14 protein-coding genes are annotated in these 17,130 nt (G+C 72.1%); 11 read left to right on the top strand and 3 right to left on the bottom strand.

Annotated elements, in window-relative coordinates; all coding sequences use genetic code 11:
- Positions 1-8: 8 nt before the first annotated feature.
- Positions 9-1,682, bottom strand: coding sequence for a PucR family transcriptional regulator ligand-binding domain-containing protein (locus AB0D74_RS27580; RefSeq protein WP_362592453.1), 1,674 nt, complete (start codon positions 1,680-1,682; stop codon positions 9-11).
- Between the two features lie 373 nt (positions 1,683-2,055).
- Here AB0D74_RS27580 and AB0D74_RS27575 point away from each other — a divergent pair, with 373 nt between their 5' ends.
- From AB0D74_RS27575 to AB0D74_RS27550, 6 genes are all read left to right on the top strand, one after another.
- Positions 2,056-2,946 (top strand): xanthine dehydrogenase family protein subunit M, encoded by an 891-nt coding sequence (locus AB0D74_RS27575; protein WP_362592450.1) that lies wholly within the window; start codon positions 2,056-2,058, stop codon positions 2,944-2,946.
- Positions 2,946-3,542 carry a (2Fe-2S)-binding protein gene (locus tag AB0D74_RS27570; RefSeq protein WP_362592447.1) on the top strand — a complete coding sequence of 199 codons (597 nt, stop codon included), beginning with the start codon at positions 2,946-2,948 and terminating at the stop codon, positions 3,540-3,542. Before AB0D74_RS27575 ends, AB0D74_RS27570 begins: the two co-directional genes overlap by 1 nt.
- Before the next feature lie 5 nt (positions 3,543-3,547).
- The gene (locus tag AB0D74_RS27565; protein WP_362592443.1) at positions 3,548-5,944 is read left to right on the top strand and encodes a molybdopterin cofactor-binding domain-containing protein; all 2,397 of its coding nucleotides are present in this window, start codon (positions 3,548-3,550) and stop codon (positions 5,942-5,944) included.
- Between the two features lie 166 nt (positions 5,945-6,110).
- Positions 6,111-7,571, top strand: a complete 1,461-nt coding sequence (locus AB0D74_RS27560; protein WP_362592440.1) for an NCS2 family permease — start codon at positions 6,111-6,113, stop codon at positions 7,569-7,571.
- A 133-nt stretch (positions 7,572-7,704) separates the two neighbouring features.
- The gene (locus AB0D74_RS27555) at positions 7,705-8,862 is read left to right on the top strand and encodes an XdhC/CoxI family protein (RefSeq protein WP_362592437.1); all 1,158 of its coding nucleotides are present in this window, start codon (positions 7,705-7,707) and stop codon (positions 8,860-8,862) included.
- Positions 8,863-8,982: 120 nt separating this feature from the next.
- Positions 8,983-9,804, top strand: coding sequence for a MerR family transcriptional regulator (locus AB0D74_RS27550; protein WP_362592434.1), 822 nt, complete (start codon positions 8,983-8,985; stop codon positions 9,802-9,804).
- 117 nt (positions 9,805-9,921) lie between these two features.
- Here AB0D74_RS27550 and AB0D74_RS27545 read toward each other — a convergent pair whose 3' ends face one another.
- On the bottom strand, positions 9,922-10,362 hold the full coding sequence (locus AB0D74_RS27545; RefSeq protein WP_362592431.1) for an SRPBCC family protein: 441 nt from the start codon (positions 10,360-10,362) through the stop codon (positions 9,922-9,924).
- A gap of 156 nt (positions 10,363-10,518) precedes the next feature.
- Between AB0D74_RS27545 and AB0D74_RS27540 the strand changes: the two genes are divergently transcribed.
- Both AB0D74_RS27540 and AB0D74_RS27535 read left to right on the top strand, forming a co-directional pair.
- Positions 10,519-11,541 (top strand): DUF2278 family protein, encoded by a 1,023-nt coding sequence (locus tag AB0D74_RS27540; protein WP_362592428.1) that lies wholly within the window; start codon positions 10,519-10,521, stop codon positions 11,539-11,541.
- A 204-nt stretch (positions 11,542-11,745) separates the two neighbouring features.
- On the top strand, positions 11,746-12,942 hold the full coding sequence (locus AB0D74_RS27535; RefSeq protein ID WP_362592787.1) for a cytochrome P450: 1,197 nt from the start codon (positions 11,746-11,748) through the stop codon (positions 12,940-12,942).
- A gap of 59 nt (positions 12,943-13,001) precedes the next feature.
- On the opposite strand, the gene AB0D74_RS27530 is transcribed toward AB0D74_RS27535, so the two are convergent.
- Positions 13,002-14,756: an esterase gene (locus AB0D74_RS27530; protein WP_362592425.1), complete on the bottom strand. Its 1,755-nt coding sequence runs from the start codon at positions 14,754-14,756 to the stop codon at positions 13,002-13,004.
- A gap of 169 nt (positions 14,757-14,925) precedes the next feature.
- On the opposite strand from AB0D74_RS27530, the gene AB0D74_RS27525 reads away from it, so the two are divergent.
- The 3 genes from AB0D74_RS27525 (at position 14,926) to AB0D74_RS27515 (ending at position 17,130) form a co-directional block, all read left to right on the top strand.
- Positions 14,926-15,609: a phosphoribosyltransferase family protein gene (locus AB0D74_RS27525; RefSeq protein WP_362592422.1), complete on the top strand. Its 684-nt coding sequence runs from the start codon at positions 14,926-14,928 to the stop codon at positions 15,607-15,609.
- Between the two features lie 25 nt (positions 15,610-15,634).
- Positions 15,635-16,054, top strand: a complete 420-nt coding sequence (locus AB0D74_RS27520; RefSeq protein WP_362592419.1) for a TIGR03668 family PPOX class F420-dependent oxidoreductase — start codon at positions 15,635-15,637, stop codon at positions 16,052-16,054.
- Positions 16,055-16,131: 77 nt separating this feature from the next.
- The gene (locus tag AB0D74_RS27515) at positions 16,132-17,130 is read left to right on the top strand and encodes a serine/threonine-protein kinase (protein ID WP_362592416.1); all 999 of its coding nucleotides are present in this window, start codon (positions 16,132-16,134) and stop codon (positions 17,128-17,130) included.

The following is a 17,130-nucleotide window of genomic DNA, read 5'->3' as shown; positions in this document are numbered from 1 at the left end:
GCGTGACCTCAGCTCATCCGCAATGCCAAGAAGAAATCGAGTTTGTCCTCCAGCCGGGACAGGTCCCGGCCCGTCAACTGCTCGATCCTCCCCACGCGATAGCGCAGCGTGTTGACGTGCAGGTGGAGACGGGTGGCGCAACGGGTCCAGGAGCCGTCGCAGTCGAGGAACGCCTCCAGGGTCGGGATCAGTTCGGCCCGGTGACGGCGGTCGTAGTCGCGCAGCGGATCCAGCAGGCGGGCGGTGAAGGCGCGACGGACGTCGTCGGGGACGAACGGGAGCAGCAGGACGTGCGAGGCCAGCTCCTGGTGACCGGCCGCGCAGACCAGGCCCGGGCGGGCCGCCGCCACCCGGCGGGCGTGCCGGGCCTCCTCCAGCGCGCCGCGCAGCCCCTCCGCCGAGTGCACGGCCGCGCTGACGCCGAGGGTGACCCGGCCGTCGTCGTCGAGACCCGCCGCGAGCGGGCCCCGTACGGCCTCCAGGAGGGCGTCGGCGTGGATGCCGGACTCGGAGCCGTCGTGCTCGGCGGTGACGGCGGGCAGCGGCACCAGGGCGACCGCCTCGTCGCCGGTGTGTGCCACCGCTATCCGGTCGGAGGGCTCCGGGCCGGTCGCCTGCGGGTCGACCAGGATCTCCTCCAGGAGGGACTGCGCGACCGGGCCGCCCTCGACCTCCCCGCCGTCCCACTCGACCCGGGCCACGACCACCTGCCAGTGCGGGGCCGCCCCGAGCCCGGGCAGCAGGACCGGCGCGGCCACCCGCAGCCGGGCCGCGATCTCGGCCGGGGCCGCGCCCGTCTGCACCAGCTCCAGCACCTCCTGCGCGAGCCTGCGCCGCACCGTGCGGGCCGCGTCCCGGCGGTCCCGCTCCACGGCGATCAGCTGGGTGACGCCCTGGAGCAGGTCCAGCCGCTCCTCGGGCCAGTCGCCCGCGTCCGCCTCCACCGCGAGCAGCCAGTCCGACAGGACGGTCTCCCGTACGTCCCGCGCGCCCTGCGCGGAACGGCCGCTGGAGCGGATCGGGAACAGGGAGTAGGTCGTGCCGTCGAGCAGCACGCGGTACGGGCCGCGGCGGCCGGTGCGGGTGGCGGCCAGGTGCTCGGCGGCAAGACCGGCGCAGGCCCCGGCGGGCAGTGCGGGCCCCGACACCTTGGAGCCCGCGATCAGACGACCCGCCGGGGACAGCACCCAGGCACGCAGGTCCAGGTCGGAACCGAGCAGGTCGAGGACCACGTCCGGGCCGCCGCCCGCCGGGCCCGAGGTCATCATCCGCCGGTGCCGGTCCACCACGGCCGCCAGATCCCCGGCGCGCTCGCCGCTGACCTGCCGTACGACGTGCTCGGTGATCGTCGCGAACGCCACCGACTCGTGGACCGCGAAGAGCGGCAGGCGGTGGCGCGCGCAGGCCGCGGCCAGGTCGTCCGGGACGTCGCCCAGCTCCGCCTCGCCGGCCGCCAGCGCGACCACCCCGGCCTGCACCAGCAGTCGTACGAACGGCTCGGAGTCCGCCGCGTCCCGGCGCCACGCCAGACCCGTCAGCACCAGCTCGCCGCCGGACAGGTAGCGGCTCGGGTCGCGCAGGTCGGTGGTCATCACCCCGCGCACGGTACGGTCCAGCTCGTCCTCGCCGCCGAGCAGCCGCAGGCCCAGCGCATCGGTGTCCAGCAGTGCGCGCAGCCGCATCTCGTCGCCGCCGTTCTGTGTCTAGAAATCTACGATGAATCTTGAAGGGTCACGGGGAAGGCACCCGGCGGGCACCCCCGCGGGCCGTCACCAAGGGCTGCCGGGCCGCAACCGGTGGTCGCCAGGGCGTTTCCTGCGTTTCCACAGGAAAACCAAGAGGTTACTGATGACCTCCGTTCATACGAATCTACAAGATGCCCGTGCTGGCCAGCCAACTCCTTCATGGTTTCAGTGACTGACCCCGCTGGAGTAAGGGGCGGTGTACTGACGTCATTCCGCGTTAACAGGACATGAACGAGCCGGGCCCGCCGCACACGGATTGGCTCAATCCGCACGACTCACGAGACTCACGAGACGGAGAAGAGAGCCGGTCATGGACTTCCTTCGCCCCGCCAGCTGGGAGGAGGCGCTCGCCGCGAAGGCCGAGCACCCCACCGCAGTGCCGATCGCGGGTGGCACCGATGTGATGGTCGAGATCAACTTCGACCACCGCCGGCCCGAGTACCTCCTCGATCTCAACCGCATCGGCGATCTCTACGCATGGGAGGTCGGCGAGGAGAGCGTACGGCTCGGCGCCTCCGTCCCGTACACCCGCATCATGGAGAACCTCCGCGCCGAACTGCCCGGTCTCGCCCTCGCCTCGCACACCGTCGCCTCCCCGCAGATCCGCAACCGCGGCGGCGTCGGCGGCAACCTCGGCACCGCCTCCCCGGCCGGCGACGCCCACCCCGCACTGCTCGCGGCCGGCGCCGAGGTCGAGGCCGAGTCGGTGCGCGGCACCCGGCTCATCCCCATCGACGACTTCTACACCGGCGTCAAGCGCAACGCCCTCGCCCCCGACGAACTGATCCGCGCGGTGCACGTGAAGAAGGCCGAAGGACCACAGCAGTACTCCAAGGTCGGCACGCGCAACGCCATGGTGATCGCCGTGTGCGCCTTCGGGCTCGCCCTGCACCCCCGGACGCGGACCGTGCGGACCGGGATCGGCTCGGCCGCCCCGACGCCCGTACGGGCGAAGACCGCCGAGGACTTCCTGAACGCCGCGCTCGACGAGGGCGGCTTCTGGGACAACGGGAAGATCATCACCCCGTCCGTCGCCAAGCAGTTCGCGGACCTGTGCGCCGCCGCCTGCAACCCGATCGACGACGTCCGCGGCACCGCGAGCTACCGCCGCCACGCGGTCGGCGTGATGGCCCGCCGCACGCTCACCTGGACCTGGGAGTCGTACCGCGGCACCACTTTTCAGAAGGGGAGTGTCGCCTGATGCGCGTCAACTTCACCGTCAACGGACGTCCGCAGGAAGCCGACGACGTCTGGGAGGGCGAGTCCCTGCTGTACGTGCTGCGGGAACGGCTCGGCCTGCCCGGCTCCAAGAACGCCTGCGAACAGGGCGAGTGCGGGTCCTGCACGGTACGGCTCGACGGCGTGCCCGTGTGCTCCTGCCTGGTCGCGGCGGGGCAGGTGGAAGGACGGGAGGTCGTCACCGTGGAGGGGCTGGCGGAGTTCGCGGAGCGGCGGGCCTGCGGGGGCGCGCCGTGCGACAGCACCGGTGCCATGTCCCATGTCACGCGTGACAGCTCACAGAGCTGGCAGCCCAAGCCCCCCGCCGACTCCCAGACCGGCGAACGCACCCGGCTCTCCCCCGTCCAGCAGGCCTTCATCGACGCCGGCGCCGTCCAGTGCGGCTTCTGCACCCCCGGTCTCCTGGTCGCCGCCGACGAGATGCTGGAGCGCAACCCCAACCCGAGCGACGCGGACATCCGCGAGGCGCTCTCGGGCAACCTGTGCCGCTGCACCGGCTACGAGAAGATCATGGACGCGGTCCGCCTCGCGGCCGCCCGGCAGGGAGAGGCGGTCTGACCCGGATGCCCTCCAACAGCGCCCCCCTCGGCACCCCCACCAAGGTCACCCAGGGCTCCCAGACCCGGGGCGGCATCGGCGAGTCCACGCTCCGCCCGGACGGCACCCTCAAGGTCACCGGCGAGTTCGCGTACTCGTCCGACATGTGGCACGAGGACATGCTCTGGGGCCAGATCCTCCGCTCCACGGTCGCGCACGCCGAGATCGTGTCCATCGACACCGGCGAGGCCCTCGCCCAGCCCGGCGTCTACGCCGTCATGACCTACGACGACCTGCCCACCGAGGTGAAGAACTACGGCCTGGAGATCCAGGACACCCCGGTCCTCGCGCACGGCAAGGTACGCCACCACGGCGAGCCGGTCGCGATCGTCGCCGCCGACCACCCGGAGACCGCCCGCCGGGCCGCCGCCAAGATCAAGGTCGAGTACCGCGAGCTGCCCGTCATCACCGACGAGGCCTCCGCCACCGCCCCGGACGCGATCCACGTCCACGAGAACCGCGACGACCACCACATCGGCCACGTCCCGCACCCCAACATCGTGCACCGCCAGCCGATCGTCCGCGGCGACGCCGACGAGGCCGCGAAGCGCGCCGACGTCATCGTCAAGGGCGAGTACTACTTCGGCATGCAGGACCAGGCCTTCCTCGGCCCCGAGTCCGGCCTCGCGGTCCCCGAGGAGGACGGCGGCGTCCACCTCTACATCGCCACCCAGTGGCTCCACAGCGACCTGCGCCAGATCGCCCCGGTGCTCGGCCTCCCCGAGGACAAGGTGCGGATGACGCTGTCCGGCGTCGGCGGCGCGTTCGGCGGTCGCGAGGACCTGTCGATGCAGATCCACGCCTGCCTGCTGGCGCTGCGCACCGGCAAACCGGTCAAGATCGTCTACAACCGCTTCGAGTCCTTCTTCGGCCACGTCCACCGCCACCCGGCCCGCCTCTACTACGAGCACGGGGCCACCCGCGAGGGCAAGCTGACGCACGTCAAGTGCCGGATCGTGCTCGACGGCGGCGCGTACGCCTCCGCCTCCCCGGCCGTGGTCGGCAACGCCTCCTCGCTCGGCATCGGGCCCTACGTCGTCGACGACGTCGAGATCGAGGCCATCGCCCTCTACACCAACAACCCGCCCTGCGGCGCGATGCGCGGCTTCGGCGCGGTCCAGGCGTGCTTCGCCTACGAGGCTCAGATGGACAAGGTCGCCAGGCAACTCGGCATGGATCCGGTGGAGTTCAGGAAGCTGAACGCCATGGAGCAGGGCACGATCATGCCGACCGGGCAGCCGGTCGACTCGCCCGCCCCGGTCGCCGAACTCCTGCGCCGGGTCACCGCGATGCCCCTGCCGCCGGAGCGCCAGTGGGAGAGCAGCGAGGGCGCGGACGTACGGCAGCTGCCCGGCGGTCTGTCCAACACCACGCACGGCGAAGGCGTCGTACGCGGCATCGGGTACGCGGTCGGCATCAAGAACGTCGGTTTCTCCGAGGGCTTCGACGACTACTCGACCGCGCGGGTGCGCGTGGAGGTGGCCGGCGGCGAGCCGGTGGCCACCGTGCACACCGCGATGGCGGAGGTCGGGCAGGGCGGCGTCACCGTCCACGCGCAGATCGCCCGGACCGAGCTGGGCGTCGCCCAGGTGACCATCCACCCCGCCAACACCGAGGTGGGCTCGGCCGGTTCGACCTCGGCCTCCCGGCAGACGTACGTCACCGGCGGTGCCGTGAAGAACTCCTGCGAGCTGGTCCGGGAGAAGGTCCTGGAGCTGGGCCGCCGCAAGTTCGGCACGTACCACCCGGCCTGGGCCACCGCCGAACTGCTCCTGGAGGGCGGCAAGGTCGTCACCGACGGCGGCGAGGTCCTCGCCGACCTGGTGGACGTCCTCGGCGACGAGGCCGTGGAGATCGAGGCGGAGTGGCGGCACCGGCCGACCGTCCCCTTCGACCTGCACACCGGACAGGGCAACGGCCATGTCCAGTACAGCTTCGCCGCCCACCGCGCGGTCGTCGAGGTCGACACCGAACTGGGCCTGGTCAAGGTGATCGAGCTGGCCTGCGCCCAGGACGTCGGCAAGGCGCTCAACCCGCTCTCCGTCGTCGGCCAGATCCAGGGCGGTACGACCCAGGGCCTGGGCATCGCGGTGATGGAGGAGATCATCGTCGACCCGAAGACCGCGAAGGTCAGGAACCCGTCCTTCACGGACTACCTGATCCCGACCATCCTCGACACGCCGACCATCCCGGTCGACGTCCTCGAACTCGCCGACGACCACGCCCCGTACGGGCTCCGCGGCATCGGCGAGGCGCCGACCCTGTCCTCGACCCCGGCGGTCCTCGCGGCGATCCGCAACGCGACCGGCCTGGAGCTGAACAGGACACCGGTCCGCCCGGAACACCTGACGGGCAACGCGTAACACCGCCAACGGCACCCGGCGCCGGGCAACCTGCCCAACCCCCGGCGCCGAACCCACAAGCGTGCACCTCCGGGCCGTCCCCCGGGTCATGCACTTCCCAAATCCCGCGTACCGCCGAAGGCATCGGCGGGCGCGGGGGCCCCTGTGAACCTTGGGAGACGGCACCATGACCCAGCAGTCACTCGAACCCAGGGCGACGGCCGAAGACGCGGGGGAAGGCCCCCGCGTCCCGGCCGGACGGTCCTGGCTCGACCGGTACTTTCACATATCCCTGCGGGGATCGAGCGTCGCGCGTGAAGTGCGCGGCGGCGTCACCACCTTCATGGCGATGGCGTACATCCTCCTGCTCAACCCCCTGATCCTGTCCGGCAAGGACGCCGCCGGCGACACCCTCGGCCAGAAGGCGCTGATCACCGCGACGGCGTTCGCGGCGGCCTTCACCACGCTGCTGATGGGCTTCGTCGGCAAGGTGCCCCTCGCGCTCGCCGCCGGCCTCTCCGTCTCCGGCGTGCTCTCCTCGCAGGTCGCCCCGCAGATGACCTGGCCGCAGGCGATGGGCATGTGCGTGATGTACGGCGTCGTCATCATGCTCCTGGTCGTCACCGGCCTGCGAGAGATGATCATGAACGCGATCCCGCTCGCGCTCAAACACGGCATCACCATGGGCATCGGCCTGTTCATCGCGCTCATCGGCTTCTACAAGTCCGGCTTCGTGCACCAGGGCAAGGCCACCCCGGTCACCCTCGGCCCCGCCGGCGAACTGTCCGGCTGGCCGGTGCTGCTCTTCGCCGGCACCCTGCTGCTGATCTTCATGCTCCAGGCCCGGAACATGCCCGGCGCCATCCTGATCGGCATCGTCGGCGGCACGGTGGTGGCCGCGGTCCTGAACGCGGCCGGGGTCATCGACCCCGGGCAGTGGGCCGGTGGCGCCGCCCCCGAACTGCACGGCTCCGCCGTCTCCATGCCGGACTTCTCGCTCTTCGGGCACGTCGAGTTCGGCGGCTGGGGCAAGGTCGGCGCGATGACCGTGGCGATGATCGTCTTCACTCTGGTGCTCGCCGGGTTCTTCGACGCGATGGCCACCATCATCGGCGTCGGCACCGAGGCGAAGCTGGCCGACGACAAGGGCCGGATGCCGGGCCTGTCCAAGGCGCTGTTCATCGACGGCGCGGGCGGCGCGATCGGCGGGGTCGCGGGCGGCTCCGGGCAGACCGTGTTCATCGAGTCGGCGACCGGCGTCGGAGAGGGCGCCCGTACGGGTCTGGCCTCCGTCGTCACCGGCCTGTTCTTCGCGGCCTGCCTGTTCTTCACCCCGCTCACCGCGATCGTCCCGCAGGAGGTCGCGTCGGCCGCCCTGGTGGTCATCGGCGCGATGATGCTGATGAACGCCCGGCACGTCGACTGGGCCGACCGGGCCACCGCCATTCCGGTGTTCCTGACGGTCGTTCTGATGCCGTTCACGTACACGATCACCACGGGTGTGGCCGCGGGTGTGATCTCGTACACCGCCATCAAGGCAGCTCAGGGCAGGGTGCGGGAGATCGGGGCATTCATGTGGGGGCTGACAGGGATCTTCCTGGTCTATTTCGCCCTCCATCCCATTGAGAGCTGGCTGGGCGTCCATTAGGAGCGTGGACGCTCCGCTGGGAGAGCCGTGACGGGCCCGTGGGTCGGGTGCGGGTCCGTCGTGGCCGGTCGCGCAGTTCCCCGCGCCCCTTACGGGGCGCCTGTCCCTGACCTTGTTCTAAGGAGACCGAGACATGCTGGACATCGCCGAGGAGCTGAACCGGTGGGTCGCGGACGGACGTGACTTCGCCGTGGCCACGGTGGTGGCGGTCGGGGGGAGCGCGCCGCGGCAGCCCGGTGCCGCCCTCGCCGTGGATGCCGAGGGGACCGCCGTCGGCTCGGTGTCCGGCGGGTGCGTGGAGGGTGCCGTGTACGAGCTGTGCCGGCAGGCGCTGGAGGACGGGGAGACCGTTCTGGAGCGCTTCGGGTACAGCGACGAGGACGCGTTCGCCGTCGGCCTGACCTGTGGCGGCGTCATCGACATCCTCGTCACCCCGGTCCGGGCGGACGACCCCGCCCGGCCGGTGGTCGCCGCCGCGCTGGCCGCCGCCGCGCGCGGGGCTGCGGCGGCCCTCGCACGGATCGTCACCGGGCCGGCGGAGCTGGTCGGCCGGGCCGTCCTGGTGGACGCCCACGGGGCCCACCAGGGCGGTTTCGGGGCCCATCCCGAGCTGGACCGTACGGTCGCCGCCGAGGCCGCCGCCTTCCTGGACGCGGGCCGCACCGGCACCCTGGAGATCGGAGAGCAGGGCTCTCGGTGCGGAGCGCCGCTCACGGTGCTGGTCGAGTCGTCGGTCCCGCCGCCCCGGATGATCGTCTTCGGTGCGATCGACTTCGCGTCCGCGCTGGTCCGGGTCGGCACGTTCCTCGGCTACCGGGTGACGGTGTGCGACGCACGCCCCGTCTTCGCGACGCGGAACCGCTTCCCGGAGGCCGACGAGATCGTCGTCGAGTGGCCGCACCGGTACCTGGAGCGCACGGAGGTCGACGGCCGTACCGTGCTGTGCGTCCTCACCCATGACGCCAAGTTCGACGTCCCGCTGCTCCGGCTCGCCCTGCGCCTCCCGGTCGCCTACGTCGGCGCGATGGGCTCCCGCCGCACCCACCTCGACCGCAACGAACGCCTGCGCCAGGTCGGCGTCACGGAACTGGAGCTGGCCCGCCTCCGGTCACCCATCGGCCTCGACCTCGGTGCCCGTACGCCCGAGGAGACCGCGCTGTCGATCGGGGCCGAGATCGTCGCGAACCGCCGGGGCGGCACCGGGATCTCCCTGACCGGCGCACACACCCCGATCCACCACGACACGACGACCTCACCGCTCCCGGCACGGCGCATCGGGTCGGTGGCCTAGTGCACCGCCGACGGTCACCTCGAAAATCACCGGTCAACGGCCTTTGACCCTTCGCCGTCCCCGGCCGCCGAGTAGCTTCTTGACTCTCACACCGTGTCAGGCGGTCGGCTCGGAGACATCATGTTCACCATCGGAGACTTCGCCCGGCACGGCCGCGTCTCGGTCCGGATGCTGCGTCACTACGACGCGACCGGACTGCTGCGCCCGGCTCACGTCGACCCCGCCAGCAGCTACCGCTACTACACCGCTGCCCAACTCGCGCGCCTCAACAGGATCATCGCGCTCAAGGACCTCGGATTCACTCTCCAGCAGGTCCAGGACATCGTGGACGAGAAGGTCGGCATCGAGGAACTGCGCGGCATGCTGCGGCTGCGGCGGGCCGAACTGGAGACGGCAATGGCTGCCGCGGGAGCACGGCTGGTCCAGGTCGAGGCGAGGCTCCGAGCGATCGAGAGTGAGGGGCACATGCCCACGAACGACGTCGTCATCAAGAGCGTCCCTTCCGTGCGGGTGGCGGAACTGACCGCGACCGCCGCGAGTTTCGGGCCCGCGGACATCGGCCCGGTCATCGGGCCGCTCTACGACGAGCTGTTCCGGCGCCTGGGCTCGGCGGGTGTCACCCCCACGGGCCCGGGCGTCGCGTACTACGAGGACGCCCCCGAGGGCGGCGGCAGGATCGGCGTCCACGCCGCCGTCCAGGTCTCCGCCCCTCTCCAGGACGGCGCCTTCCGGATCCTCGACCTGCCGTCCCTCGGCCAGGCGGCGACCATCGTGCACCGCGGTTCGATGGACGGCGTGCTCCCCACCGCCCAGGCTCTGGCCCGCTGGATCGACGCCCACGACTACCAGTCGACCGGATACCCGCGCGAGATCAATCTGGAGTGCCCGGAAAATCGTGACGACTGGGTGACGGAACTGCAGGTACCGGTGGTCCGGGCCTGATCGATCGCGCCGCGGCCTGGCAGGTGTCGCGTTCGGGCAGCGGCTTCGGGACCGGACAGCCGTGGGTGTCGGCCGCCGGTACGCCGACGGCCGGTGGGATGAACGCGGCTCCCCCCGTCACGGCCGCCGGAGGAGTGAGTTGACCGCCCGTCCGAACACCGCGCGGGACGTCCGGCGCACCAGCGGGTCGAAGAGCGAGGGCAGGCCCCGGATCCGCAGTTCCTCGTGCCAGACCACCCGGGTACGGCCGCCGGGCCCGGGGTGCACCTCCAGCTCGGCCCAGCCGAGCACCACCTTGCCGTGCTTGACCAGACGGCACCGGCCGGAGCCGCCGTCCACCGGGGGCTCCCAGACGGTCACCTCCATGGGATCGTCGAACGACAGGGGCCCGAACCCGGAACGGGCGACGAAGACCGTGCCCTCGTGGGTCGGGGGATCGGTGAGCACGGTGACCCGGGTCAGCGGGACCACGTCGGCATGCCGGGACCACTCCGTGAGCCGGCGCCAGGCCTCGTCGATCGGCAGCGGAGCCGTCCGCTGGAGGAGGAAGTTGACCACGGCACGATCGTAGGGAACCGACCACTGTGCGCGGGTCGCACACGGGATGTTCACATGAACGCCAGATTCGTCCAACCCGGGCCGGAGCCGGTCCCGGCCCCGTACGATTCGCGCCATGGCGGGCGAACCGCCTGCCTTCACGGGGAGTTGGTCAACATGCCGTTGAAGACCTATGGCGTCCTGATCGCCCGGGCGGTCGACACCCGGCGCGAGGGTGCCGCCGACAGCCCGCACTACCAGATCCACCTCACGGACGAGTCCGGCACGCACTACCGGGCCGCGGTCAACGTCCTCTCGCAGGAGAAGCCCGCCGAACTGCTCTACCTCGTAGACGACGACTTCGAGCACCCCCTCACCGCCCGCCTGGCCGGCCTGGCGAGCGGCTGGAACACGCTGCCGTCCGGGCCCGGCGGCCCCAACCTCGACTTCGTCCGGGGCAACCTCTTCGACCCGGCGAAGATGCGGGTCCTGCCCGCGGACCGCTCCGGGCCGGACAACGACCTGGCCGACCTGCTCGACCACTACGTCCGGCGGGCCGTCGACGACCCCGCTGCCCGGCTGTACCTCTTCGGCGAGCGCTGGGGGCCCGAGACCGGCGTCAAGGACAAGGTGTTCGGCTTCCTGCCCGGCAACGGCGTCCACGACATCCACATGAACCAGGGCAACAGCGGCCGGTTCAGCGCCGACGACGGGGTCTGGCAGGACGGCGGGCTGCTCGTGCGCTTCCCGGCCGACGGGCAGACCGCGGAGCGCTGGGTCGGGATCTTCCTCGCCTTCCAGAGCCAGGCCTGGCACACCGACGACGCCACCGGCCACACCCTCCCCGACGTCGACACCTCCCGCCCCGCCCCCGGCGACCAGCCGGTCCGGATCGTCGCCGCGCTGGTCAACCCGGTCGGCCCGGCCCCCGAGGCGGAGACCGTCACCCTCCTCAACGCCTCGCCCGCCCCGGTCGACCTGACCGGCTGGCGCCTCCTCGACCGCGTCGGCCAGGCCTCCCCGGTACCGGCCGGCCCCCTCGCCGCAGGCGCCGCCCTCGCCGTGCCGCTCTCGGGCGGCGCCCAACTCGGCAACCACGGCGGCGAGATCACCCTCCTCGACGCCGCCGGACTCAAGGCGCACGGCGTGTCGTACACGGCCCAGCAGGCGGCCCGCGAAGGGTGGTGGGTCGTCTTCTGACCGGGCCCTGTCGGGAACGCACGGCGGTACGGCACCATGAGCGCGGTCCGTACCGCCGCGGTACCGCCGTCGTACCGCCGTCGTTGTCGTCCCGGGGGGCGTCTCGTGGAACACGAACTGCATGACGGGCAGGACAGGCACGACGCGCACAAGAAGCACGACGCGCATGACAAGCACGACGCGCACGACAGACTCGACGACCTGATGCGCGAGCCCTACGGCCTCTACGCGCGGGCGCGGGCGGCGGAGGGGCTCGTGCGGGTGCCCGAACTGGACGCCTGGCTGGTCGCCCGGGACGCCGACGTCCGCGAAGTGCTGCGCCGCACCGCGGAGTTCTCGTCGGCGAACGCGTTACGTCCGGACGTCATGCCCTCGCCCGCCGCACTCGCCGTGCTCGGCGGCGGCTTCGGCGGCGGGCCGGTCGTGGTCACCTCCGACGGCGAACGGCACCAGCAACTGCGGGCACCGTTGCTGCGCGCCCTCTCACCCTCCCGGATCGCGGCGGCCCTGCCGTACGCCCGTGAGCGCGCCGCCGCCCTCGTCGACGGGTTCGTGACGGACGGCGGGACGGAACTGATGTCCGCGTACGCCACGCGGCTGCCCGGTGAGGTCATCGGCAGGATCGTCGGACTCGACCCCGCCGACGTGCCCCTGGTCGTGCACGGCGGGCGCCGCGCCGAGGAGCTGTTGTTCCGGCCGCTGCCGGAGGCCGGGCAGATCGCCGCCGCCGAGGACGTCGTGGCCATGCAGCACGCCCTCGACCGCTGCGCCCGTGACCGTTACGCCCACCCCCGCGAGGACCTGGCCACGGAGATCGTCGCCTCCGTGGCCGAACCAGGCCACGCCGAACTCCCCCTGCCGCAGCGCCACGAGGCCGTCGCCCACCTCCAGAACCTGCTGATCGCCGGGCATCTGACCACCACCGCGCTCATCGGCACCACCGTCCTGCACCTGCTGAGCCACCGGGACCAGTGGGAGCTGCTCTGCCGGCAACCGGAGCTGATCCCGGCCGCCGTGGAGGAGGCGGCCCGCCACGACGGCGCGCTCCAGGGCTTCCGCCGCGTCACCACCCGCCCTGTCACCCTCGCCGGCACCGAACTCCCGGCCGGGGCAGAGCTGTTCGTCGCCTTCGGCGCGGCCAACCGTGATGCCTTGCGGCACCCCCGCCCCGACACGTTCGACATCACCCGGCCCGCCCCCGCCCGCCACCTCGCCTTCGGCTTCGGCGCCCACGCCTGTGTCGGCGCCCAGCTGGCCCGCGAGCAACTCCGCGTCACGGTGGCGGAGCTGACGGGCCGGCTGCCGGGCCTGCGGCTCGCCGAGGGCCGTCCGGTCACCATGCGTCCGACGATGATCCACCGCTCACCGGAGGAGCTGCACCTCTCCTGGGCCGTGTCCTGATACTCCGGCAGCGGGCCGGCGCGCGACCCGCTGCCGGAGCACCCGGCCCGGTCCTGCGGTCACTTCCCGGTGACGGACTCCACCCAGCTGATGAAGTTCGTCGTCGAGTCCCCGGTGCGCTCGGCCATGGTGTGGCCCTGGGCCCACACGGTGGCGAAGTCGACGTCGCGGATGCCGTAGTTCCGCAGGGCCAGCGCGATGTTGATCTCGGTCGTGTTGGCCGTGTCGCCCTGCATGATGCCGGTGCGGATGCGCCAGTGGCGCGCAGGCTTCGACCGGCGGTAGCCGCCGAAGGCGGGCGAGAGGAAGTACAGCGGGTTGTACGCGTCGGCCCGCCAGGCCATGTCCTTGCCGACGCTGTCCTTCTTGGCGAAGTCGCTGTCGTACGCGGCGGAGCCGTAGTCGGAGCTCCAGTCGGCGTACGTGGCGTAGGTCGCCTCGTTCGCCGCGACGACGTCACGGGTGAGCGGCGCGAAGTGCGCCGGGGCGCCGAGCCCCAGGGCGAAGACGCCGTTCTCGGTCTGCCCGCGGGAGTACCCGTCGAACGCGCCGACCGGCTTGCTCGCCGTCTTCTGGCTGGTGACGAAGCCCTCCAGGCCGGCGACCGTGGCGGTGTTGGCCGTGGCGTCGTAACTGACCCATGTGCTGTGCGTGTTGAGGTAGGCGATGTAGTCGTCGACCGTCTCGTACGTCGTCGAGGTCCCGGTCTGGCCCGATCCGGGCGGGCCGCCCATCGTCGTGATCGTGTACGGGAAGGTGGTGTCGGACAGGAAGTTGTTCAGCGAGGTGGTGATCACCTCGATCAGATGGTCGTAGTAGCTGCCGGCCAGGTGGGTGCCGCTGGCGGACTCGGTCAGCTTCAGGCGCCTGCCCTGCTCGTCGCGCAGCCCCAGGCGGTTGACGTACCGGGGCCAGGCCTTCGCGAGGTCCGCCGAGTAGGCGCCGGTCCAGGTGCCGGATGCTCGCGTGCCCGTCGAGGCGAACTGGCCCATGTTCCACTCGTAGGACAGGTTGGCCTCGTGCAGGCTGGTGATCGGGCACCAGGCCATGACGCCGGCGACCGCGTCGCTGAGGGGGCGGCCCTCGGCGTCCTCCATCGCCGCGCCGATCGTGCGCAGGTACGGGTGGTACAGGGGGCTGTCGCCGGACGCGCCCGCCACGGTGTCCTGGGCGCCGCCGCCGCTCATGCCGAACAGGACGATGTCGTCCGTGCTGCCGGGCAGGAGGCTCCGGTTGTACCGCAGGAAGCGGACCGCGGCCTTCAGGTCGGTCACGCCCCAGGGGGCCGCGTCGGAGCGCGTACTGGTCGAGGTGTCCCGGCCGCGCAGGCCAGGCCACACGTAGACGTGCCCGGCCGCGAGGTACTGGGCGACGCTGTTGTAGCTGTAGGACGTGGCCGGCTTCTGCGCGGCGTAGCCGGGGGTGTTGACCGGGATCACGATCGGCGCCGTGCGTCCCGAGTACGCGCCGACGGTGCCCCTCGGGTCGACCGTCGCGGTGTACGTGGTCCCGTCGCCGTTCGCGGTGGCCTTCAGATAGGCGCCGGGCACGTAGATCGACAGGCTCTCGATGTCCGTCGCGGCCGGGTCGGTGACGTACACCTTGCCGAGCTGGTAGTACACGTCGTTGGCCGAGTCGTACGACCATGCGGTGGAGTCGAACTCCAGCGAGTACGCCGGGTTCGCCGAGGACGTGCGCGACGGGCTGCCCGACGACGAGGTGCCGGCGAAGGCCGTGCCTGCCGCGCCCTCGGCGATTCCGAACGCGGCCATGGCTGCCGCGCCCCGGACAACGGTTCTGCGGTTGATCTCCACCCGTGGACCTCCTTGTGCAGCGGGTTGCTGTGCGGCTCTTCCGAGTCCCCGACTGTAGGCAAGGCGGCCCAGAATTGTTGACAATTTTGATGATAATTTTGTTAGAAGGGGGAGTGGTGAAGGGAGGGCGGAGGGGAGGGCTCGGCCTCCGGCGCCTCCGGGTGTGAGCATGGAGGAAGGAGACCCCGACCTCGCCCGGGGAGGACGAACCGTGCGCTACCGGGACCGTGCCCACGCGGGCCGCGAACTCGCCGCCGTGCTGGCCGAGTTGCGGGACGAGGGTGCCCTGCCCGACCCGATCGTGCTGGCGCTGCCCCGGGGCGGCGTGGCCGTCGCCGCCGAGGTGGCGCGCGAGCTCCCGGCCCCGCTCGACGTGCTCGTCGTACGCAAGATCGGCGCCCCGCACCAGGAGGAGTTCGGCGTCGGCGCCATCGCAGGGGACGACCCGCCGCTCCTCGACCGGGCCACCCTGGCCCACCTGGACCTGAGTGAGGACTCCCTCGCCTCCGTCGTCGAGCGGGAGCGGCAGGAACTGCGCCGCCGCGAGCGCCGCTACCGGCAGGGCCGCCCGCCGCCCGTACTGCGCGGCCGTACCGTGCTCGTCGTCGACGACGGCCTCGCCACCGGCTGCACCGCCCGCGCCGCGCTGCGCCACGTACGGGGCCGGGGCCCCGCCCGGACCGTGCTGGCGGTCCCGGTCGGCGCGCCCGACTCCCTGGACGCGCTCGCCGCCGAGGCCGACCTCGTCGTCTGCCCGTACCGTCCGGCCGTCTTCAGCGCGGTCGGGCAGTGGTACGACGACTTCGGGCAGCTGACGGACGCCGACGTGCTCGACGCGCTGCGCCGGGCCTGACGGGCGACGGGGAAGGGGGCGAGGGATGCCGGAACTGGCCGGGGACGAGGCACGGCGCCGGTTCGCCGCGGCCCGGGTGGCCCGGCTCGCGACCGCGGACGACCGGGGCCGTCCCCATCTGGTGCCGGTCGTCTTCGCCCGGTACGGCGCGGACGGGATCGTCACCGCCGTGGACCACAAGCCCAAGACCACCCCCGACCTCAAACGGCTGCGCAACATCGCCGTACAGCCGGCCGTGTGCCTGCTCGTGGACGCGTACGACGAGAACTGGGACCGCCTGTGGTGGGTCCGGGCCGACGGCGAGGCGCGGGTGGTCCCGGCCGGTCCGGCCGTCGTCGGGCCGCTGTGCGAGAAGTACCCGCAGTACCGGGAACGGCCGCCGTCCGGCGCGGTCGTCCTCGTGACCGTGTCCCGCTGGACCGGCTGGCAGGCGGCGCCCTTGTGACCAGTCGTTCCGTCGTTCAGTCGGTCCGCCGACCAGCGGACCAGCGGGTTTGATCTCCCGGGGATACGATGAGCGTGATGGCGACGCGCATCGCGGGCTACGAGGTCCAGGGCGAGATCGGGCGCGGCGGCATGGCCGTCGTCTACCGTGCGAAGGACCTGCGTCTGGAGCGGACCGTCGCCCTGAAACTGCTGGCCCCCGAGATGGCCCGCAACGACACCTTCCGCCGCCGCTTCACCCACGAGTCACGGGTCGCCGCGGCCATCGACCACCCCCACATCGTGCCGATCTTCGAGGCCGGCGAGACGGACGGCGTGCTGTACATCGCGATGCGGTACGTGTCGGGGCCCGATCTGCGCGCGCTCCTCGACCGGGAGGGCGTGCTGCCGGTGGACACGGGGCTGCGGATCGCCGCCCAGGTCGCCTCCGCGCTCGACGCGGCCCACGAGCACGATCTGGTCCACCGGGACGTGAAACCGGGCAACGTGCTGGTCGCGCGCGGCACGGACAGCGACCACCCCGAGCACGTCTACCTCACGGACTTCGGGCTCACCAAGAAGTCGCTGTCGCTGACGGGGTTCACGACGGTCGGCGAGTTCGTCGGCACCCTGGACTACGTGGCGCCGGAGCAGATCTCGGGGCGTCCGGTGGACGGCCGCTGCGATCTCTACAGCCTCGCCTGCGTGGTCTTCGAGATGCTCGCCGGCGGCCCGCCGTTCGTCCGGGACGAGGACATCGCGCTGCTGTGGGCGCACCAGTACGACGCCCCGCCCGCGCTGAGCGAGGTGCGGGGCGGACTGCCGCCGGGGTTCGACGAGGTGTTCGCCAGGGCGCTGGCCAAGGTCCCCGAGGACCGGTACGGATCCTGCCTGGAGTTCGTGGCGGCGCTGCGGTGCGCCGCGTACGGGCCCGGTCCGGCCGGGGAGCCGGCCGACGCCGTGCACCGGGACGCCGACGGCGCCCCGACGGCGGGCCACGAGGCCGTCGGCGGCACCGTCCGCACCCCGACCGTCGGCCGGGAAACCCCGGACGGCCCGCGCCCGCCCGCGTGGGCCCGCCCGGTGTTCCGCCGGTAG

Origin of the sequence: Streptomyces sp. NPDC048278, assembly GCF_040652195.1 — a bacterium.
GTDB lineage: Bacteria > Actinomycetota > Actinomycetes > Streptomycetales > Streptomycetaceae > Streptomyces.
The sequence above is the reverse complement of the archived record's forward strand: the minus strand, read 5'-3'. Positions and strand labels throughout refer to the sequence as shown.